The sequence below is a fragment of the Pseudomonas reidholzensis genome (assembly GCF_900536025.1).
In the GTDB taxonomy this organism is placed as follows: domain Bacteria; phylum Pseudomonadota; class Gammaproteobacteria; order Pseudomonadales; family Pseudomonadaceae; genus Aquipseudomonas; species Aquipseudomonas reidholzensis.
Genome location: NZ_UNOZ01000001.1, coordinates 9,527 through 34,943, shown reverse-complemented (window position 1 = coordinate 34,943; position 25,417 = coordinate 9,527). Strand labels below are relative to the sequence as shown.

The window sequence follows — 25,417 nt, the reverse complement described above, 5'->3', positions numbered from 1 at the left end:
GGTGAACCAGAGCCCAGTATCCACGGGCGTTACCGACGTCACCGACACCACTACCGTGAGCCTGACCGCCACGCCTTCGGTGGCCGAAGGCGGCACCATCGTCTACACCGCCTCGGTCGACGCACCGGTCACCGGCAGTCCCGTCGTGGTGACCTTGGCCAACGGCCAAAGCATCACCATCGCCGTCGGCCAAAGTTCTGGGACGGTCAACACGCCGGTCAGCAATGACGTCTACCAAGGCCATACTGCCGTCACCAACAACATCACCGGGGTCAGCGGCGGTAATTTCGAAAACCTGGTGGCGAACCAGAGCCCGGCTTCTACGGGCGTCACCGATGTCACCGACACCACCACCGTGACCCTGACGGCCACCCCTTCGGTCGCCGAGGGCGGCACCATCGTCTACACCGCCTCGATCAACGCGCCCGTCACTGGCAGCCCAGTCGTGGTCGCCCTGACCAACGGTCAAAGCATCACCATCGCCGTCGGCCAAAGCTCGGGCACGGTGAATACACCCGTCAGCAATGATGTGTACCAAGGCCATGCCGCCGTTACGACTCAGATCGCTGGCGTGAGCGGCGGCAATTACGAGAACCTGGTTGCCAATAACGGCCCCGTATCTACGGGCGTCACCGACGTGACCGACACCACCACCGTCACCCTCACCGCCACCCCTTCGGTCGCCGAAGGCGGCACCATCGTCTACACCGCCTCGGTCGATGCGCCGGCCACCGGCAGCCCGGTCGTGGTCACCCTGGCCAACGGCCAGAGCATCACCATTGCCGTCGGCCAAAGCTCTGGCACCGTCAACACGCCGGTCAGCAACGACGTGTACCAGGGCCATGCAGCAGTCACGACCCAGATCACTGGGGTGAGCGGTGGGAATTACGAAAGTCTGGTGGCAAGCCAGAGCCCGGTATCTACGGGCGTTACCGACGTGACCGACACCACTACCGTGACCTTGACCGCCACACCTTCGGTCGCCGAGGGCGGTACCATCGTTTACACCGCATCGGTCGACGCTCCGGTCACCGGTAGCCCAGTCGTGGTCACCTTGGCCAACGGCCAGAGCATCACCATCGCCGTCGGCCAGAGCTCTGGAACCGTCAACACATCCGTCAGCAACGACGTCTACCAAGGCCATGCCGCCGTCACCACCAACATCACCAGCGTCAGCGGTGGCAATTACGAAAGTCTGGTGGCGAACCAGAGCCCGCTCTCGACCGGCGTCACCGATGTCACCGACACGACCACCGTCACCCTGACCGCCACACCGTCGGTCGCTGAAGGCGGCACCATCGTCTACACCGCGTCGGTCGATGCGCCGGTCACCGGCAGCCCCGTCGTGGTCACCCTGGCCAACGGCCAGAGCATTACCATCGCCGTCGGCCAGAGCTCCGGTACAGTCAACACACCGGTCAGCAACGATGTGTACCAGGGCCATGCAGCCGTCACGACTCAAATCACTGGTGTCAGCGGTGGCAGCTACGAGAATCTGGTCGCCAATAACGCCCCCGTATCCACGGGCGTTAGCGACGTCACCGACACCACCACCGTAACCCTGACCGCCACTTCTTCGGTCGCCGAAGGCGGCACCATCGTCTACACCGCATCGGTCGATGCACCGGTCACCGGCAGCCCTGTCGTCGTCACCTTGGCCAACGGCCAAAGCATCACCATCGCCGTCGGCCAAAGCTCCGGCACTGTGAATACGCAGGTTAGCAACGACGTCTATCAAGGCCATCCCGCCGTTACTACACAGATCACTGGGGTCAGTGGCGGTAATTACGAGAGTTTGGTCGCCGATAACGCCCCCGTAACTACAGGCGTTACCGACGTAACCGACACCACCACCGTGACCTTGACGGCTACCCCTTCGGTCGCCGAGGGCGGTACCATCGTTTACACCGCATCGGTCGATGCTCCGGTCACCGGCAGCCCAGTCGTAGTCACTTTGGCCAACGGCCAATCCATTACCATCGCCGTCGGCCAAAGCTCCGGCACTGTGAATACGCCGGTCAGCAACGACGTGTACCAGGGCCATGCAGCCGTCACGACTCAAATCACTGGGGTGAGCGGTGGCAGCTACGAGAATCTGGTCGCCAATAACGCCCCCGTGTCCACGGGCGTCACCGATGTAAACGACACAACCACCGTGACCTTGACGGCTACCCCTTCGGTCGCCGAGGACGGTACCATCGTTTACACCGCATCGGTCGATGCTCCGGTCACCGGCAGCCCAGTCGTAGTCACTTTGGCCAACGGCCAATCCATTACCATCGCCGTCGGCCAAAGCTCCGGCACTGTGAATACGCCGGTCAGCAACGATGTGTACCAAGGCCATGCAGCAGTCACGACCCAGATCACTGGGGTCAGCGGCGGCAGCTACGAGAATCTGGTAGCCAATGACGCCCCCGTATCTACGGGCGTTACGGACGTAACCGACACCACCACCGTCACCCTGACCGCCACACCTTCGGTCGCCGAGGGCGGTACCATCGTTTACACCGCATCGGTCGACGCTCCGGTCACCGGTAGCCCAGTCGTGGTCACCTTGGCCAACGGCCAGAGCATCACCATCGCCGTCGGCCAAAGCTCTGGCACCGTCAACACGCCGGTCAGCAACGATCTGTACCAAGGCCATACGGACGTCACGACCCAAATCACTGGGGTGAGCGGCGGTAATTACGAAAACCTGGTGGCGAACCAGAACACGGTTTCCACCGGCGTCACCGACGTAACCGACACCACCACCGTCACCCTGACCGCTACGCCTTCGGTCGCCGAAGGCGGCACCATCGTCTACACCGCCTCGGTCGATGCGACGGTCACCGGTAGCCCAGTCGTGGTCACCCTGGCCAACGGCCAGAGCATCACCATCGCCGTCGGCCAGAGCTCTGGAACCGTCAACACATCCGTCAGCAACGACGTCTACCAAGGCCATGCCGCCGTCACCACTCAAATCACTGGGGTCAGCGGTGGCAGCTACGAGAATCTGGTCGCCAACAACGCCCCCGTATCCACGGGCGTTACCGATGTCACCGACACCACTACCGTCACCCTGACCGCCACCCCTTCGGTCGCCGAGGGCGGGACCATCGTGTACACCGCATCGGTCGATGCGCCCGTCACTGGCAACCCGGTCGTGGTCACCTTGGCCAACGGCCAGAGCATCACCATTCCCGTCGGCCAAAGCTCTGGCACCGTCAACACGCCGGTCAGCAATGACGTCTACCAAGGCCATGCCGCCGTCATCACTCAAATCAGCGGCGTGAGCGGCGGTAATTTTGAGAGTTTGGTCGCCAATACCGCCTCCGTGTCCACGGGCGTTACCGACGTGACCGACACAACTACCGTAACCCTGACCGCCACCCCTTCGGTCGCCGAGGGCGGCACCATCATCTACACCGCATCGGTCGACGCGCCGGTCACTGGCAACCCGGTCGTGGTCACCTTGGCCAACGGACAGTCCATCACCATCGCCGTAGGTCAAAGCTCCGGTACCGTTAACACGCCGGTCAGCAACGATGTGTACCAAGGCCATGCAGCAGTCACGACCCAGATCACTGGGGTCAGCGGCGGCAACTACGAGAACCTGGTAGCGAACCAGAACACGGTGTCGACCGGCGTTACCGATGCGACTGACACCACCACCGTCACCCTGACCGCCACTCCTTCGGTCGCTGAAGGCGGCACCATCGTCTACACCGCCTCGGTCGATGCGCCAGTCACCGGTACCCCAGTCGTGGTCACCCTGGCCAACGGTCAGTCCATCACCATCGCTGTCGGTCAGAGCTCCGGCACCGCTAACACGCCGGTCAGCAACGATGTGTACCAGGGCCATACAGCCGTCACGACCCAGATCACCGGAGTCAGCGGCGGCAATTACGAAAACCTGGTGGCCAACCAGAGCCCGGTATCTACGGGCGTTACCGACGTAACCGACACCACTACCGTCACCCTGACTGCCACACCATCAGTCGCCGAAGGCGGCACCATCGTCTACACCGCATCGGTCGATGCGCCAGTCACTGGCAGTCCCGTCGTGGTCGCCTTGGCCAACGGCCAAAGCATTACCATCGCGGTCGGCCAAAGCTCCGGCACCGTCAACACACCGGTCAGCAATGACGTCTACCAGGGCCATGCGACAGTCACCACGAACATTAACGGTGTCAGCGGTGGTAACTACGAAAACTTGGTAGCGAACCAGAACCCGGTTTCCACCGGCGTCACCGATGTCACCGACACCACCACTGTCACCCTGACCGCCACGCCTTCGGTCGCCGAGGGAGGCACTATCGTCTACACCGCATCGGTCGACGCCCCAGTCACCGGCAACCCGGTCGTAGTCACCCTGGCCAACGGCCAAAACATCACCATCGCGGTCGGCCAAAGCTCGGGCACGGTCAATACCCCGGTCAGCAACGATGTGTACCAAGGCCATACGGCCGTCACGACCCAAATCACTGGCGTGAGCGGCGGTAATTACGAAAACCTGGTAGCGAACCAGAACCCGGTTTCCACCGGCGTCACCGATGTCACCGACACCACCACTGTCACCCTGACCGCCACGCCTTCGGTCGCCGAGGGAGGCACCATCGTCTACACCGCATCGGTCGACGCCCCCGTCACCGGCAGCCCAGTCGTAGTCACCCTGGCCAACGGCCAGAGCATCACCATTGCCGTCGGTCAAAGCTCTGGTACCGTCAACACGCCGGTCAGCAGCGACGTCTATCAAGGCCATGCCGCAGTCACCACCCAAATCATCGGCGTGAGCGGCGGTAATTTCGAGAGTCTGGTCGCCAATACCGCCTCCGTGTACACGGGCGTTACCGACGTCACCGACACCACTACCGTGACCCTGACCGCCACGCCTTCGGTCGCAGAAGGCGGCACCATCATCTACACCGCATCGGTCGATGCGCCGGTCACCGGCAGCCCGGTCGTGGTGGCGTTGGCCAACGGCCAAAGCATCACCATCGCGGTTGGCCAAAGCTCCGGCACTGTGAATACGCCGGTCAGCAACGACGTCTATCAAGGCCATGCGGACGTCACCACTCAAATCACTGGGGTGAGCGGGGGCAATTACGAAAGTCTGGTGGCAAACCAGAGCCCCGTATCTACGGGCGTTACCGACATAACCGACACAACCACCGTCACCCTGACCGCCACACCTTCGGTCGCCGAGGGCGGCATCATCGTCTACACCGCCTCGGTCGATGCGCCGGTCACCGGCAGCCCGGTCGTGGTGACCTTGGCCAATGGTCAAAGCATCACCATCGCCGTCGGCCAAAGCTCCGGCACCGTCAACACGCCGGTCAGCAATGACGTCTACCAAGGGCACGCTGCCGTTACGACCAACATCACCGGGGTCAGCGGCGGCAATTACGAAAACCTGGTAGCGAACCAGAACACGGTGTCGACCGGCGTTACTGATGTCACCGACACCACCACCGTCACCCTGACCGCCACTTCTTCGGTCGCCGAAGGCGGCACCATCATCTACACCGCATCGGTCGACGCGCCGGTCACCGGTAGCCCAGTCGTGGTCACCTTGGCCAACGGCCAAAGCATCACTATTGCGGTCGGCCAAAGCTCCGGGACTGTGAATACGCCGGTTAGCAACGACGTCTACCAGGGCCATGCGGCCGTCACGACTCAAATCACTGGCGTGAGCGGCGGTAATTACGAGAGTTTGGTGGCGAACCAGAGCCCGGTATCCACCGGCGTTACCGACGTGACCGACACAACCACCGTCACCCTGACCGCCACGCCTTCGGTCGCCGAAGGCGGCAGCATCGTCTACACCGCGTCGGTCGACGCGCCCGTCACTGGTAGCCCCGTCGTAGTCACCCTGGCCAACGGCCAGAGCATCACCATTGCCGTCGGCCAGAGTTCCGGCACCGTCAACACGCCGGTCAGCAACGACGTGTACCAGGGCCATGCCGCCGTCACGACCCAGATCACTGCAGTCAGTGGTGGCAACTACGAGAACCTGGTAGCAAACCAGAGCCCGGTCTCCACCGGCGTCTCCGATGTGACTGACACCACCACCGTGACCCTAACGGCCACCCCTTCGGTCGCCGAAGGCGGCACCATCGTCTATACCGCATCGGTCGATGCTCCGGTCACCGGTAGCCCAGTCGTGGTCACCTTGGCCAACGGCCAAAGCATCACCATCGCCGTCGGCCAAAGCTCCGGCACTGTGAATACGCAGGTTAGCAACGACGTCTATCAAGGCCATCCCGCCGTTACTACACAGATCACTGGGGTCAGTGGCGGTAATTACGAGAGTTTGGTCGCCGATAACGCCCCCGTAACTACAGGCGTTACCGACGTAACCGACACCACCACCGTGACCTTGACGGCTACCCCTTCGGTCGCCGAGGGCGGTACCATCGTTTACACCGCATCGGTCGATGCTCCGGTCACCGGCAGCCCAGTCGTAGTCACTTTGGCCAACGGCCAATCCATTACCATCGCCGTCGGCCAAAGCTCCGGCACTGTGAATACGCCGGTCAGCAACGACGTGTACCAGGGCCATGCAGCCGTCACGACTCAAATCACTGGGGTGAGCGGTGGCAGCTACGAGAATCTGGTCGCCAATAACGCCCCCGTATCTACGGGCGTTAGCGACGTCACCGACACCACCACCGTAACCCTGACCGCCACTTCTTCGGTCGCCGAAGGCGGCACCATCGTCTACACCGCATCGGTCGATGCTCCGGTCACCGGTAGCCCAGTCGTGGTCACCTTGGCCAACGGCCAGAGCATCACCATTGCCGTCGGCCAGAGCTCCGGCACCGTCAATACGCCGGTCAGCAATGACGTCTATCAGGGCCACGCAGCGGTCACGACCCAGATCACCGGTGTCAGCGGCGGCAACTACGAAAACCTGGTAGCGAACTCGAACACGGTCTCGACCGGCGTCACCGACGTAACCGACACCACCACAGTGACCTTGACCGCCACACCTTCGGTCACCGAAGGCGGGACCATCGTCTACACCGCATCGGTCGATGCACCTGTCACTGGCAACCCGGTCGTGGTCACCCTGGCCAACGGCCAGAGCATCACCATCGCCGTCGGTCAAAGCTCTGGCACCGTCAACACGCCGGTCAGCAACGACGTCTATCAAGGCCATGCGGCCGTCACGACCAACATCACCAGCGTCAGCGGCGGTAACTACGAGAGTTTGATCGCCAATGGCACTCCCGTGTCCACGGGCGTCACCGATGTAAACGACACAACCACCGTCACCCTGACCGCCACCCCTTCGGTAGCCGAAGGCGGCACCATCATCTACACCGCATCGGTCGACGCTCCGGTCACTGGCAGCCCAGTCGTGGTCACCTTGGCCAACGGTCAAAGCATCACCATTGCTGTCGGCCAGAGCTCCGGCACCGTCAACACGCCGGTCAGTAACGACGTGTACCAAGGCCATGCCGCGGTCACCACCAACATCACAGGGGTCAGCGGGGGCAGTTACGAAAACCTCGTGGCGAACCAAAGTACGGTTTCGACGGGTGTCACCGATGTCACCGACACCACCACCGTAACCCTGACCGCCACCCCATCGGTCGCCGAAGGCGGCGTCATCGTCTACACCGCGTCGGTCGATGCTCCAGTCACCGGGAGCCCGGTCGTGGTCACCTTGGCCAACGGCCAAAGCATCACCATCGCGGTCGGTCAAAGCTCGAGCACGGTCAACACGCCGGTAAGCAACGACGTCTACCAGGGCCACGCGGCCGTCACTACCAACATCACCAGCGTCAGCGGTGGCAATTACGAAAGTTTGGTGGCGAACCAGGGCCCGGTTTCCACCGGCGTCACCGATGTGACCGACAATACGACGGTGACGTTGACCGCCACACCTTCGGTCGCCGAAGGCGGCACCATCGTCTACACCGCATCGGTCGACGCCCCAGTCACCGGCAACCCGGTGGTGGTCACCCTGGCCAACGGCCAGAGCATTACCATCGCCGTCGGCCAGAGCTCCGGTACCGTCAACACACCGGTCAGCAACGACGTCTACCAAGGGCATGCGGCGGTAACGACCCAAATCACTGGGGTGAGCGGTGGCAATTACGAAAGTCTGGTGGCAAACCAGAGCCCGGTATCCACGGGCGTTACCGACGTAACCGACACCACTACCCTTACCCTTACCGCCACACCTTCGGTCGCCGAGGGCGGCACCATCGTCTACACCGCCTCGGTCGACGCGCCCGTCACCGGCAGCCCGGTCGTGGTCACCTTGGCCAACGGCCAGAGCATCACCATCGCCGTGGGCCAAAGCTTGGGCACGGTCAACACGCCGGTCAGCAACGACGTGTACCAGGGCCATGCAGCCGTCACGACTCAAATCACCGGGGTCAGCGGTGGCAGCTACGAGAACCTGGTGGCGAACCAGAGCCCGGTGTCCACGGGCGTTACCGATGTCACCGACACCACTACTGTGACCCTGACCGCCACGCCTTCGGTCGCCGAAGGCGGGACCATCGTTTACACCGCATCGGTCGACGCTCCGGTCACTGGCAGTCCCGTCGTGGTGACCTTGGCCAACGGCCAGAGCATCACCATTGCTGTCGGCCAGAGCTCCGGCACCGTCAACACGCCGGTCAGTAACGACGTGTACCAAGGCCACGCAGCGGTCACCACCCAGATCACTGGGGTCAGCGGTGGCAACTACGAGAACCTGGTAGCAAACCAGAGCCCGGTCTCCACCGGCGTCACCGATGTCGCTGACACCACTACTGTCACCTTGACCGCCACGCCTTCGGTCGCTGAGGGCGGCACCATCGTCTACACAGCTTCGGTCGACGCTCCAGTCACCGGCAGCCCAGTCGTGGTCGCCTTGGCCAATGGCCAATCCATCACCATCGCCGTCGGCCAAAGCTCAGGAACGGTCAACACTCCGGTCAGCAACGATGTGTACCAGGGCCATGCCGCCGTCACGACCCAAATTACTGGGGTCAGCGGTGGCAACTACGAGAACCTGGTAGCAAACCAGAGCCCGGTCTCCACTGGCGTCACCGATGTCACCGACACCACCACCGTGACCCTGACCGCCACGCCTTCGGTCGCCGAAGGCGGGACCATCGTTTACACCGCGTCGGTCGATGCGCCGGTCACCGGCAGCCCGGTCGTAGTGACCTTGGACAACGGCCAAAGCATCACCATCGCCGTCGGCCAGAGCTCCGGCACCGTCAACACACCCGTCAGCAACGACGTCTACCAAGGTCACGCGGCAGTCACCACTCAAATCAGCGGCGTGAGCGGCGGTAACTTTGAGAGTTTGGTAGCCAATAACGCCCCCGTATCTACAGACGTTACCGACGTAACCGACACCACCACCGTGACCCTGACCGCCACGCCTTCAGTGGCCGAAGGCGGCACCATCGTCTACACCGCATCGGTCGATGCTCCGGTCACCGGCAGCCCGGTCGTGGTCACCTTGGCCAATGGCCAATCCATCACCATCGCAGTGGGCCAAAGCTCCGGGACTGTGAACACGCCGGTCAGCAACGACGTCTACCAGGGCCATGCCGCCGTCACGACCCAGATCACTGCAGTCAGTGGTGGCAACTACGAGAACCTGGTAGCAAACCAGAACACGGTCTCGACCGGTGTCACCGATGTCACTGACACCATCACCGTCACTCTCACTGCCACACCGTCTGTCGCCGAAGGCGGCACCATTGTCTACACCGCGTCGGTCGACGCGCCGGTCACCGGCAGCCCGGTCGTGGTCACCTTGGCCAACGGCCAATCCATCACCATCGCCGTCGGCCAAAGCTCCGGCACCGTCAACACGCCGGTCAGCAATGACGTCTATCAAGGCCACGCAGCGATCACCACTCAGATCACTGGGGTCAGCGGCGGCAGTTACGAGAATCTGGTAGCGAGCCAGAACACGGTATCTACGGGCGTTACCGACGTGACCGACACCACTACCGTGACCTTGACCGCCACACCTTCGGTCGCCGAGGGCGGTACCATCGTTTACACCGCGTCGGTCGACGCCCCAGTCACCGGCAGCCCTGTCGTGGTTACCTTGGCCAACGGCCAGAGCATCACGATCGCCGTCGGCCAAAGCTCGGGCACGGTTGATACACCAGTCAGCAATGATGTGTACCAAGGCCATCCCGCCATTACTACACAGATCACTGGGGTCAGTGGCGGTAATTACGAGAGTTTGGTCGCCGATAACGCCCCCGTAACTACAGGCGTTACCGACGTAACCGACACCACCACCGTGACCTTGACGGCTACCCCTTCGGTCGCCGAGGGCGGTACCATCGTTTACACCGCATCGGTCGATGCTCCGGTCACCGACAGCCCAGTCGTAGTCACTTTGGCCAACGGCCAATCCATTACCATCGCCGTCGGCCAAAGCTCCGGCACTGTGAATACGCCGGTCAGCAACGACGTGTACCAGGGCCATGCAGCCGTCACGACTCAAATCACTGGGGTGAGCGGTGGCAACTACGAAAGTTTGGTGGCGAACCAGAGCCCAGTTTCCACCGGCGTCACAGATGTGACCGACAATACGACGGTGACGTTGACCGCCACCCCTACGGTCGCCGAAGGCGGCACCATCATCTACACCGCGTCGGTCGATGCGACGGTCACCGGCAGCCCGGTCGTGGTCACCCTGGCCAACGGCCAAAGTATCACCATCGCCGTTGGCCAAAGCTCTGGGACGGTCAACACGCCGGTCAGTAACGACGTCTATCAAGGCCACGCCGTCGTTACGACCCAGATCACTGGGGTCAGTGGCGGTAATTACGAGAGTTTGGTCGCCGATAACGCCCCCGTAACTACAGGCGTTACCGACATAACCGACACCACCACCGTAACCCTGACTGCCACCCCTTCGGTCGCCGAGGGCGGTACCATCGTCTACACCGCATCGGTCGATGCGCCCGTCACCGGCAGCCCGGTCGTGGTCACCTTGGCCAACGGCCAGAGCATCACCATCGCTGTCGGCCAGAGCGCTGGAACCGTCAACACGCCGGTCAGCAATGACGTGTACCAGGGCCATGCAGCAGTCACGACCCAGATCACTGGCGTGAGCGGCGGTAACTACGAGAGTTTGGTGGCGAACCAGAGCCCGGTTTCCACCGGCGTCACCGATGTCACTGACACCACCACCGTCACCCTGACCGCCACACCGTCGGTCGCCGAAGGCGGCACCATCGTCTACACCGCATCGGTCGATGCGCCGGTCACCGGCAGCCCAGTCGTGGTCACCCTGGCCAACGGCCAAAACATCACCATCGCGGTCGGCCAAAGCTCCGGCACCGTCAACACCCCGGTCAGCAACGACGTGTACCAGGGCCACGCGGCCGTCAATACCAACATCACCAGCGTCAGCGGCGGTAACTACGAGAGTTTGATCGCCAATGACACTCCCGTGTCCACGGGCGTCACCGATGTAAACGACACCACCACCGTCACCCTGACCGCCACCCCTTCGGTCACCGAAGGCGGCATCATCGTTTACACCGCATCGGTCGACGCGCCGGTCACTGGCAACCCGGTCGTGGTCACCTTGGCCAACGGCCAGAGCATCACCATCGCTGTCGGCCAGAGTTCCGGCACCGTCAACACGCCGGTCAGCAACGACGTGTACCAGGGCCATGCCGCCGTCACGACCCAGATCACTGCAGTCAGTGGTGGCAACTACGAGAACCTGGTAGCAAACCAGAACACGGTCTCGACCGGTGTCACCGATGTCACTGACACCACCACCGTCACCCTGACCGCCACCCCTTCGGTCGCCGAGGGCGGCACCATCGTTTACACCGCGTCGGTCGATGCGCCGGTCACCGGCAGCCCGGTCGTGGTCACCCTGGCCAACGGCCAAAGTATCACCATCGCCGTTGGCCAAAGCTCCGGCACCGTCAACACACCGGTCAGCAACGACGTCTATCAAGGCCATGCGGCTGTCACCACTCAAATCACGGGTGTGAGCGGCGGCGATTACGAGAATCTGGTAGCCAATAATGCTCCCGTATCTACGGGCGTCACCGACATCACCGACACCACGACCGTCACCCTAACCGCCACACCGTCGGTCGCTGAAGGCGGCACGATCGTCTATACCGCGTCGGTCGACGCCCCAGTCACCGGCAGCCCTGTCGTGGTTACCTTGGCCAACGGCCAGAGCATCACGATCGCCGTCGGCCAAAGCTCGGGCACGGTTGATACACCAGTCAGCAATGATGTGTACCAAGGCCATGCCGCCGTTACGACCAAGATCACTGGGGTCAGCGGCGGCAATTACGAGAACCTGGTAGCGAACCAGAACACGGTCTCGACCGGCGTTACTGATGTCACCGACACCACCACCGTCACCCTGACCGCCACACCTTCGGTCGCCGAGGGCGGCACCATCGTCTACACCGCATCGGTCGACGCTCCGGTCACCGGCAGCCCGGTCGTCGTCACCTTGGCCAATGGCCAATCCATCACCATCGCCGTGGGCCAAAGCTCCGGGACTGTGAACACGCCAGTCAGCAACGACGTCTACCAGGGCCATGCGGCCGTCACGACTCAAATCACTGGCGTGAGCGGCGGTAATTACGAGAGTTTGGTCGCCAATACCGCCTCCGTGTCCACGGGCGTTACCGACGTAACCGACACAACCACCGTGACCTTGACGGCCACACCTTCGGTCGCCGAGGGCGGCACCATCGTCTACACCGCGTCGGTCGACGCGCCCGTCACTGGCAGCCCCGTCGTAGTCACCCTGGCCAACGGCCAATCCATCACCATCGCCGTCGGCCAAAGCTCCGGGACGGTCAACACGCCAGTCAGCAACGACGTCTATCAAGGCCATGCGGCTGTCACCACTCAAATCACGGGTGTGAGCGGCGGCGATTACGAGAATCTGGTAGCCAATAATGCTCCCGTATCTACGGGCGTCACCGACATCACCGACACCACCACCGTCACCCTGACTGCCACCCCTTCGGTCGCCGAAGGCGGGACCATCGTCTACACCGCCTCGGTCGACGCGCCGGTCACCGGCAGCCCGGTCGTGGTGACCTTGGCCAATGGTCAAAGCATCACCATCGCCGTAGGCCAAAGCTCCGGCACCGTCAACACGCCGGTCAGCAATGACGTCTATCAAGGCCACGCAGCGATCACCACTCAGATCACTGGGGTCAGCGGCGGCAGTTACGAGAATCTGGTAGCGAGCCAGAACACGGTCTCCACCGGCGTCACCGATGTCACTGACACCACCACCGTCACCCTGACCGCCACACCTTCGGTCGCCGAGGGCGGTACCATCGTTTACACCGCATCGGTCGACGCCCCAGTCACCGGCAGCCCAGTCGTGGTCACCCTGGCCAACGGCCAGAGCATCACCATTGCCGTCGGTCAGAGCTCCGGTACGGCTAACACGCCGGTAAGCAACGACGTGTACCAAGGCCATTCTGCTGTAACGACCCAAATCACTGGCGTGAGCGGCGGCAATTACGAGCACCTGATAGCGAACCAGAACACGGTGTCGACCGGCGTTACTGATGTCACCGACACCACCACCGTCACTCTGACCGCCACCCCTTCGGTCGCCGAAGGCGGCATCATCGTTTACACCGCCTCGGTCGACGCGCCGGTCACTGGCAACCCGGTCGTGGTCACCTTGGCCAACGGCCAATCCATCACCATCGCCGTCGGCCAGAGCTCCGGTACCGTCAACACGCAGGTCAGCAATGACGTCTACCAAGGGCACGCTGCCGTCACGACCAACATCACCAGCGTCAGCGGTGGCAATTACGAAAGTTTGGTGGCGAACCAGAGCCCGGTTTCCACCGGCGTCACCGATGTCACTGACACCACCACCGTCACCCTGATCGCCACCCCTTCGGTCGCCGAAGGCGGCATCATCGTTTACACCGCATCGGTCGACGCGCCGGTCACTGGTAACCCGGTCGTGGTCACCTTGGCCAATGGCCAATCCATCACCATCGCCGTCGGCCAGAGCTCAGGCACCGTCAACACCCCGGTCAGCAACGACGTTTACCAAGGCCACGCGGCAGTCACCACTCAAATCACTAGCGTGAGTGGTGGTAACTACGAGAATTTGGTCGCCAATAACGCCCCCGTAACTACAGGCGTTACCGACATAACCGACACCACCACCGTCACCCTGACTGCCACCCCTTCGGTCGCCGAAGGCGGGACCATCGTCTACACCGCATCGGTCGACGCGCCGGTCACCGGCAGCCCAGTCGTGGTCACCTTGGCCAACGGCCAGAGCATTACCATCGCTGTCGGCCAAAGCTCTGGCACGGTCAACACGCCGGTCAGCAATGACGTCTACCAAGGCCATGCAGCAGTCACGACCCAGATCACTGGGGTCAGCGGCGGCAGCTACGAGAATCTGATAGCGAACCAGAACACGGTGTCGACCGGCGTTACCGATGTCACCGACACCACCACCGTCACCCTGACCGCCACCCCATCGGTCACCGAGGGCGGCACCATCGTTTACACCGCATCGGTCGATGCGCCCGTCACCGGCAGCCCGGTCGTGGTCACCCTGGCCAACGGCCAATCCATCACCATCGCCGTCGGCCAGAGCTCCGGCACCGTCAACACGCCGGTCAGTAACGACGTCTATCAAGGCCACGCCGTCGTTACGACCCAGATCACTGGGGTCAGTGGCGGTAATTACGAGAGTTTGGTCGCCGATAACGCCCCCGTAACTACAGGCGTTACCGACATAACCGACACCACTACCGTCACCTTGACCGCCACTCCTTCGGTCGCCGAAGGCGGCACCATCGTCTACACCGCATCGGTCGATGCGCCCGTCACCGGCAGCCCGGTCGTGGTCACCCTGGCCAACGGCCAGAGCATCACCATCGCCGTCGGCCAAAGCTCTGGCACCGTCAACACGCCGGTCAGCAACGATGTGTACCAGGGCCATGCCGCCGTCACGACCCAGATCACTGGGGTGAGCGGTGGGAATTACGAAAGTCTGGTGGCAAACCAGAGCCTGGTATCTACGGGCGTTACCGACGTGACCGACACCACTACCGTGACCTTGACCGCCACACCTTCGGTCGCCGAAGGCGGTACCATCGTTTACACCGCATCGGTCGACGCTCCAGTCACTGGCAACCCGGTCGTGGTCACCTTGGCCAATGGTCAAAGCATCACCATCGCGGTCGGTCAGAGCTCAGGAACGGTCAACACTCCGGTCAGCAACGATGTGTATCAGGGCCATGCAGCCGTCACCACTCAAATTACTGGCGTGAGCGGCGGTAATTACGAGAGTCTGGTGGCAAACCAGAGTCCAGTCTCCACGGGCGTTACCGACGTCACCGACACCACCACCGTAACCCTGACTGCCACCCCTTCGGTCGCCGAGGGCGGTACCATCGTCTACACCGCATCGGTCGATGCGCCCGTCACCGGCAGCCCGGTCGTGGTCACCTTGGCCAACGGCCAGAGCATCACCATCGCTGTCGGCCAGAGCTCTGGAACCGTCAACACGCCGGTCAGCAATGACGTGTACCAGGGCCATGCAGCAGTCACGACCCAGATCACTGGCGTGAGCGGCGGTAACTACGAGAGTTTGGTGGCGAACCAGAGCCCGGTTTCCACCGGCGTCACCGATGTCACTGACACCACCACCGTCACCCTGACCGCCACACCGTCGGTCGCCGAAGGCGGCACCATCGTCTACACCGCATCGGTCGATGCGCCGGTCACCGGCAGCCCAGTCGTGGTCACCCTGGCCAACGGCCAGAGCATCACCATCGCCGTCGGTCAGAGCTCTGGAACCGTCAACACGCCGGTCAGCAACGACGTCTACCAAGGCCATGCCGCCGTCACTACCAACATCACCAGCGTCAGCGGTGGCAATTACGAAAGTTTGGTGGCGAACCAGAGCCCGGTTTCCACCGGCGTCACCGATGTCACTGACACCACCACCGTCACCCTGACCGCCACCCCTTCGGTCGCCGAAGGCGGCATCATCGTTTACACCGCATCGGTCGACGCCCCCGTCACTGGCAACCCGGTCGTGGTCACCTTGGCCAACGGCCAGAGCATCACCATTGCCGTCGGCCAAAGCTCGGGCACGGTCAACACGCCAGTCAGCAATGACGTCTACCAAGGCCATGCCGCCGTCACTACCAACATCACCGGCGTCAGCGGCGGCAATTACGAAAGTCTGGTAGCGAACCAAAACACGGTGTCGACCGGCGTTACTGATGTCACCGACACCACCACCGTCACCCTGACCGCCACACCGTCGGTCGCTGAAGGCGGCACCATCGTCTACACCGCATCGGTCGATGCACCTGTCACTGGCAACCCGGTCGTGGTCACCCTGGCCAACGGTCAAAGCATCACCATCGCCGTCGGCCAGAGCTCCGGCACCGTCAACACGCCGGTCAGCAATGACGTCTACCAAGGGCACGCTGCCGTCACGACCAACATCACCAGCGCCAGCGGCGGTAACTACGAGAGTTTGATCGCCAATGGCACTCCCGTGTCCACGGGCGTCACCGATGTAAACGACACCACCACCGTCACCCTGACCGCCACCCCTTCGGTCGCCGAAGGCGGCATCATCGTTTACACCGCATCGGTCGACGCGCCGGTCACTGGCAACCCGGTTGTGGTCACCTTGGCCAACGGACAGTCCATCACCATCGCTGTCGGCCAAAGCTCCGGCACCGTGAATACGCCGGTCAGCAACGACGTGTACCAAGGCCATGCTTCCGTAACGACCCAGATCACTGGGGTCAGCGGCGGCAACTACGAGCACCTGGTAGCGAACCAGAACACGGTGTCGACCGGCGTTACCGATGTCACCGACACCACCACCGTCACCCTCACCGCCACCCCTTCGGTCGCCGAAGGCGGCACCATCGTCTACACCGCCTCGGTCGACGCGCCCGTCACCGGCAGTCCCGTCGTGGTCGCCTTGGCCAACGGCCAGAGCATTACCATCGCTGTCGGCCAAAGCTCTGGCACGGTCAACACGCCGGTCAGCAATGACGTCTATCAAGGCCATGCAGCGGTCACGACCCAGATCACCGATGTCAGCGGCGGCAGCTACGAGAATCTGGTCGCCAATAACGCCTCCGTATCTACGGGCGTTACCGACATCACCGACACCACCACCGTCACCCTGACGGCCACGCCTTCCGTTGCCGAGGGCGGCACAATTGTCTATACCGCATCGGTCGACGCCCCCGTCACCGGCAGCCCAGTCGTGGTCACTCTGGCCAACGGCCAGAGCATCACCATCGCCGTCGGCCAAAGCTCCGGCACCGTGAATACGCCGGTCAGCAACGACGTGTACCAAGGCCATGCTGCCGTAACGACCCAGATAACTGGGGTCAGCGGCGGAAACTACGAGAATCTGGTCGCCAATAACGCCCCCGTATCCACGGGCGTTAGCGACGTCACCGACACCACCACCGTCACCCTCACCGCTACACCTTCGGTCGCCGAGGGCGGCACCATCGTCTACACCGCGTCGGTCGATGCGCCGGTCACCGGCAGCCCAGTCGTGGTCACTCTGGCCAACGGCCAGAGCATCACCATCGCCGTCGGCCAAAGCTCCGGCACCGTCAACACGCCGGTCAGCAATGACGTCTACCAAGGGCACGCTGCCGTTACGATCAACATCACCGGGGTCAGCGGCGGCAATTACGAAAACCTGGTGGCGAACCAGAGCCCGGTATCCACCGGCGTTACCGATGTCACCGACACCACCACCGTCACCCTGACCGCCACCCCATCGGTCGCCGAAGGCGGCACCATCGTCTACACCGCATCGGTCGACGCGCCAGTCACTGGCAGCCCCGTCGTGGTCACCTTGGCCAACGGCCAAAGCATCACCATCGCCGTCGGCCAAAGCTCTGGCACCGTCAACACGCCGGTCAGCAATGACGTCTACCAAGGCCATGCCGCCGTCACCACTCAAATCACTGGGGTCAGCGGTGGCAGCTACGAGAGTCTGGTCGCCAACAACGCCCCCGTATCCACGGGCGTTACCGACGTCACCGACACCACTACCGTAACCCTGACCGCCACGCCTTCGGTCGCTGAAGGCGGCACCATCGTTTACACCGCATCGGTCGACGCTCCAGTCACTGGCAGCCCTGTCGTGGTCACCTTGGCCAACGGCCAGTCCATCACCATTGCCGTCGGCCAAAGCTCTGGCACTGTGAATACGCCAGTCAGCAATGACGTCTACCAAGGCCATGCCGCCGTCACCACCCAAATTACTGGGGTCAGCGGCGGCAACTACGAAAGTCTGGTGGCGAACCAGAGCCCGGTTTCCACCGGCGTCACCGATGTGACCGACAATACGACGGTGACCCTGACCGCCACCCCATCGGTCGCCGAAGGCGGCACCATCATCTACACCGCGTCGGTCGATGCACCTGTCACCGGCAGCCCGGTGGTAGTTACCCTGGCCAACGGCCAAAGCATCACCATTGCCGTCGGCCAAAGCTCGGGCACGGTCAATACGCCGGTCAGTAACGACGTTTACCAAGGCCATGCCGCGGTTACCACCAGCATCACCGGCGTCAGCGGCGGCAGTTACGAGAATCTGGTCGCCAACCAGAGCCCGGTTTCAACAGGCGTCACCGATGTCCAGGACACCACCACGGTAAGCCTCAGCGCCACACCGTCCGTGGCCGAGGGCGGCAGCATCGTCTACACCGCGAGCCTGACCAATCCGGCGGGCACGCCGGTCACCGTAACGTTGAGCAACGGCCAGACCATCACCATCGCCGCCAACCAGACTTCCGGTAGCGTCACGGTCGCAGCGCCAGCAGACAACCCCTACCTGGATGCGGGCCAGGTGAGCGCCAAGATCACCAACGCCTCGGGCGGCAACTTCGAAAACCTGGCGATCAACAGCAGCGCGGCAGTGACCAACGTCACCGATACGGTCGATACCTCGACCGTGTCCCTGACCGCGACGCCATCGGTCGCCGAAGGCGCCAGCATCACCTACACCGCCAGTGTGACCGCGCCAGTCACCGGCAGCCCGGTCGTGGTGACCCTGGCCAACGGCCAGACCATCACCATCGCCGTTGGCCAGAGCTCAGGCACCGTCAGCACGCCGGTCAGCAACGACGTGTACCAAGGCCACGCTGCGATCACCAACAGCATCACCAACGTCAACGGTGGCAATTACGAGAACCTGGTCGCAAACAAAACTGCCGTCAGCACCAGCGTCACGGACGTCCAGGACACCACCACGGTAAGCCTCAGCGCCACACCGTCCGTGGCCGAGGGCGGCAGCATCGTCTACACCGCCACCCTGACCAACCCGGCAGGCACCCCGGTTACCGTCACACTGAGCAACGGCCAGACCATCACCATCGCCGCCAACCAGACCTCTGGTAGCGTCACTGTGGCCGCGCCAGGCGATGATCCGTACATCGACGCAGGCCAAGTCAGTGCACGCATCACCAATGCCTCGGGCGGCAACTTCGAAAACCTCGCGATCAACGGCACTGCGGCGGTGACCAACGTTACCGACACCGTCGACACCTCGACCGTATCCCTCACCGCGACCCCATCGGTCGCCGAAGGGGGCAACATCGTCTACACCGCCAGCGTGACCGCCCCGGTCACTGGCAGCCCTGTATTGGTGACATTGGCCAACGGCCAGACCATCACCATTGCGGTTGGCCAAAGCTCCGGTTCTGTCAGCACGCCGGTCAGCAATGACGTCTACCAAGGCCATGCACCGGTGAGCAACAGCATCACCAACGTCAGTGGCGGTAACTACGAGAATCTGGTCGCCAATTCGACCCAGGTCAGCACCAGCGTCACCGATACGCAGGACACCACCACCGTCACCCTGACCGCCACGCCTTCGGTCAACGAGGGTGGCACCATCGTCTACACCGCGTCGGTGGGGGCTCCGGTCACTGGCAGCCCGGTCGTGGTGGCATTGGCTAACGGTCAGAGCATCACCATCGCTGTCGGGCAAAGCTCCGGCACCGTCAGCACACCCGTCAGCAACGACGTCTACCAAGGCCATGCGGCGGTAACGACCCACATCACCAGCGTCAGCGGCGGCAACTACGAGAATCTGGTGGCCAACCAGAGCCCGGTCTCCACCGGCGTGAGCGATGTCCAGGACACCACCACGGTCAGCCTCAGCGCCACACCGTCCGTGGCCGAGGGCGGCAGTATCGTCTACACCGCGACCCTGACCAACCCAGCCGGCACACCGGTTACCGTCACGCTGAGCAACGGCCAGACCATCACTATCGGCGCCAACCAGACCTCCGGTACCGTCACGGTCGCAGCGCCAGCTGATAACCCCTACCTCGATGCGGGCCAGGTAAGTGCCAAGATCACCAACGCCTCGGGCGGTAACTTCGAGAACCTGGCGATCAACAGTGCGCCCGCGGTGACCAACGTCAGCGACACCGTCGATACCTCGACCGTGTCCCTCACCGCCACCCCATCCGTCGCCGAAGGCGCCAGCATCGTCTACACCGCCAGCGTGACCGCGCCGGTCACTGGCAACCCGGTCGTGGTCACCCTGACCAACGGCCAGACCATCACCATCGCCGTCGGGCAAAGCTCTGGCACGGTCAGCACACCCGTGGCCAACGACGTGTATCAGGGCAACCCTGCCGTCACCAACAGCATTTCCAACGTCAGCGGCGGCAACTACGAAAACCTGGTCGCCAACAAGACCGCCGTCACCACCACGATCACCGATGTCCAGGACACCACCACCGTGTCGCTGTCGGCGACACCGACCGTGGCCGAAGGCGGCAGCATCATCTACACCGCCACCCTGACCAACCCGGCCGGCACGCCAGTCACCGTCACCCTGAGCAACGGCCAGACCATCACCATCGCCGCCAACCAGACCTCTGGCAGCGTCACCGTGGCGGCGCCCGGCGATGATCCGTACATCGATGCCGGCCCGGTCAGCGCCATCATCACCAGGGCCACCGGGGGCAACTTCGAAAACCTGGCGGTCAACGGCAGCGCGGCCGTGACCAACGTCACCGACACCATCAACACTTCGACCGTGTCCCTGACCGCCACCCCGTCGGTGGTCGAGGCGGGCAACATCATCTACACCGCGAGCGTCACAGCGCCCGTGACGGGGACGCCGGTGGTGGTCACCCTGGCCAACGGCCAGACCATTACCATTGCCGTCGGCCAGAGCGCCGGCAGCGTCAGCACGCCGGTCAGCAACGACGTTTACCAGGGCCACGCCGCGGTCACCAACAGCATCTCCAACGTCAGCGGCGGCAACTACGAGAACCTGGTCGCCAACAAAACGACCGTCAGCACCAGCGTCACTGACCTGCAAGACACCACCACGGTCACCCTCAGCGCCACCCCGACCGTCGCCGAGGGCGGCCAGATCACGTATACCGCAACCCTCACCAACCCGGCCGGCACGCCGGTCACGGTGACCCTGAGCAACGGCCAGACCATCACCATCGGCGCCAACCAGAGCGCCGGCAGTGTCACCGTGGCGGCGCCCGCCGACAGCCCGTACATCGATGCCAGCACGGTCAGCGCAACCATCACGACGGCCACTGGCGGCAATTTCGAGAACCTGGCAGTGGTCAGCACGCCGGCGACCACGGCGGTCACCGATACCCTCACCACCACCACGCTCGGTATCAGCGGCACCGCCGCAGTGGTCGAAGGCGGCACGGCCAGCTACACCCTGACCCTGAGCAACACGGCACAAACCGACGTCACGGTGAAGCTGAGCTACTCCGGCACCGCCAGCAACGGCGCCGACTACACCGGGGTCGCCACGGCCGTGATCAAGGCCGGCAGCAGCCAGGCGACCTTCAGCATCCCGACCCTCAAGGACAACGTCACCGAGGGCACCGAGCAGTTCACGGTGAAGATCGACTCGGCCACCGGTGGCAACTTCGAGGGGCTGGTGGTCAGCAGTGCAGCGGGCAGCGCCACGACGCAGATCTTCGAGCCTGCGCCGGTCCTCGACCTGGACGCCAACGACTCGAGCGGCAAGACCGGCGCAGACTTCGTCACCACCTACACCGAGAACCAGGTCGGCGTCTCGATCGGTGATATCGACGTGTCGATCACCGACTTCGACAGCACCCAACTGACCGGCGCGACCGTTACCCTCACCAACCGCCAGCCAGGCGACGCGCTGAACCTGGGCAATAGCGTCAACGGTATTACCCTCAACGCCAACAGCACCGACGGCAAAGTGGTCCTGACCCTGAGCGGCAGCGCCTCGCTGGCCGATTACATGCAAGCGATCAAGAACATCAGCTTCACCAGCAGCAGCGAAGACCCGAGCACCACGCCACGGATCATCACGGTGACGGTGACCGACGGGGTCAACACGTCCAACACCGCGACCACCACGGTCAATGTCGTCTCGGTCAACGATGCGCCGGTGTCCAGCGGTGGTGCCGTGACCGGTACCGAAGACACCGAGCTGGTGCTGGGTTGGAGCAACTTCAATGTCAGCGATGTCGACAGCAGCCTGTCGAGCCTGGGGGTGACCATCACCAAGCTGCCCGATCTTGGCACCCTGAAGTTCAACAACGGCACGGCCTGGGTCAATGTCAGCGTCAACCAGACCATCAGCCAGGCCGACATCGCCGCCGGCAAGCTCAAGTTCGTGCCGCTGGCCAACCAGTCGGGCGCGGATGGCTACGGCGGCAGCGGGGTCGGCAACAAGCAGGCCGACTACGCCCAGATCAACTTCAAGCCCACCGACGGCGTGACCCCGGGCAGCGAAACCACCCTCAAGGTCGACATCACGCCGGTGGCCGACAAGCCGACCCTGAGTATCGCCAGCAACACCGTCAGCTCGCTGAGCCTGACCAAGGAAACCTGGACCAGCCTCACCGGCCTGGGCACCAACGGCAACGGCGTCACCGGCGACGCGTTGAAGACGGTGTTCGCCAACTCTGGCACCGCCAACAGCAGCCAGACCATCACCAACGTGCAGTCCGATGCCACCGTCGCCGGCGGCTCAGGCTCGAAGACCTCGGGGCTGATCTACCTCGAGGCCGGCAAGACCTACACCTTTAGCGGCAGTGCCGACGACAGCCTGCTGGTGGCGATCGGCGGCAAGAGCGTGGTCACCTCCACCTGGGGGACCAACAGCGGCGCGGTGGCGGGCAGCTTCACGCCGACCGTCAGCGGCTACTACACCCTGGAGATCTACCACGCCAACCAGTCCGGCCCGGGCAGCTACGACGTCAACGTCAAGATCGGCAGCGGCGCGGTGACCGACCTCAATAGCGCCAGCATCCCGATGTACCCCAACCTCACCGAGCTGGCGAACGCGGGGGTCAGCGTCTCCGACCTGCATGGCAGCAACGGCCAGGGCTACTACGATGGCTTCAAGCTCAACGAGGGGCCGGAGAACGGTACCGTCAAGCTGGTCGGGATCAGTTCCAGCCTGACCGACAGCGACGGCTCGGAGACCTTGAGCGTCAAGCTCAGCGGGATCCCGGCGGGCTCGGTGGTCAGCGACAACGCCGGCCACAGCATCACCGTGGGCGCCACCGCAGTGGATGTCAGCGGCTGGAACCTCGGCAGCCTGGCGATCAAGCCCCCGGCCTACTATGCCGGCCAGTTCGACGTGAAAGTCAGCTCGACCTCCAGCGAAAGCGTCGGCGGCAGCACAGCGCTCAACGAAAGCACGCTGAAGGTCACGGTGTACCCCGAGACCTACACCACCAGCAACCTCGGCATGGAGGCCAACACCACCACAGGCACCATCAGCAATGACCTGATCATCGCCGACACCAGCGGCCTGCACGTGGTGGCCGGCAAGGACTACAACCTCGCCTTCATCATCGATACCTCGGGCAGCATGGGCGCGGCCGGTGTCGACGCGGCGAAAAAATCCATGGAGTCGGTGTTCACCACCCTGGCGGCGAGCATCAAGGGCGCAACCACCGGTACCGTCAACGTGCTGCTGGTGGACTTTGCCAGCCAGGTCAAGAGCACGGTCTCGGTGCAGCTCAACGACGCCGGTCTGCAGACCTTGATCAATGCCCTGAAAACGCTCAGCGCCGAGGGCGGGACCAACTACGAGGATGCCTTCAAGACCACCGCCAACTGGTTCCAGAACCTCAAGAATGCCGGCAGCACCGGCAGCAACCAGACCTTCTTCGTCACCGACGGCCAGCCGACCTTCTACCAGACCGGCGAGCAGACCAACCCCAACCTGGCCAACAGCAGCGTCAAGCTGGACACCTTCCTCACGACCATCAACTACAAGGCGGGCGATACGGTCACCAACTACCAGCTCGACACCAGCAACCGGGTGTCGATCGACAGCACCGGCAAGCTGACGGCCGAAACCCGCAGCTTCGACCTGTTCAGCCTGGGCTACAAGTGGACCGCCGTCACCACCGGCACGGTGCGCGCCGAGGGTAATGGGGGTTACGAGCTGTCGACCCGCGCCGGCACCGGCAGCTCGACCAGCGACGCGACCCTGAGCAACTCGACCTCCAGCTTCGCGATTCTCGCGGCGCTCTCGGCGGTCGAGGCGATCGGCCTCAACAATGACGTCAAGGCTGAAGACCTCAGGGGCTTCGACTCGGACAAGACACCGCAGGTCAACGTCGACCCGAGCAAGCTGGCGGACGCCATCCTCGGCCACAGCGAGCTCGCCTCGGGGGCCGACAAGATCGACGGCAGCGATGGCCACGACATCATCTTCGGCGACCTGGTGCAGTACGACTCGATCCCCGGCACGGGTGTCGAGGCGATCCAGGCCTTTGTCGCCATCAAGCTGGGGCTCGATGCCGGCGACGTGGACGCCAAGACCCTGCACAAGTACGTCTCCGAGCATTACACCGAGTTCGATATCTCGCGCACCGCCGACGGCGCCGACACCCTGATGGGTGGCGCCGGCAACGACATCATCTTCGGCCAGGGCGGCAACGACTACATCGACGGGGGCACGGGCAACGACATCCTGCTGGGCGGCACCGGCAACGATATCCTGGTCGGTGGCGACGGCAATGACGTGCTGTTCGGCGGCGCCGGCAGCGACACGCTGATTGGCGGCAAGGGCAGCGATATTCTCACCGGCGGCGCGGGTGCCGATACGTTCGTGTGGAAAGCCGGCGACCTGGGCAGCGATGTGATCAAGGACTTCAAGCCGGCCGACGGTGATCGCCTCGACCTCAGCGACCTGCTGCAGGCAGAAAAAGGCACCACCATCGACAATTACCTGAAAATCACCACCGTGGGCGGCGAGTCGACGTTGCAGATCAGCACCGAGGGCAAGCTGAATGCGGCGGGTGGCCTGGCCAACGTGGATGTGTCGATCAAGCTCGAGGGGGTCAACTGGTCCAACACCACGATCAATTCGTTGATCAGCGGTGCAGACCCGACCATCAAGATCGACAACTCCAACACCTGA

At 63.3% G+C, this 25,417-nt stretch carries 1 protein-coding gene (only partly in view); it reads left to right on the top strand.

Annotated elements, in window-relative coordinates:
• Positions 1-25,417 carry the 3' portion of an immunoglobulin-like domain-containing protein gene (locus CCOS865_RS00055; RefSeq protein WP_119136957.1) on the top strand. 5,909 nt of this gene lie to the left of the window's left edge, so the window shows 25,417 of its 31,326 coding nt (coding positions 5,910-31,326); its start codon lies off the left edge, out of view; it ends in the stop codon at positions 25,415-25,417.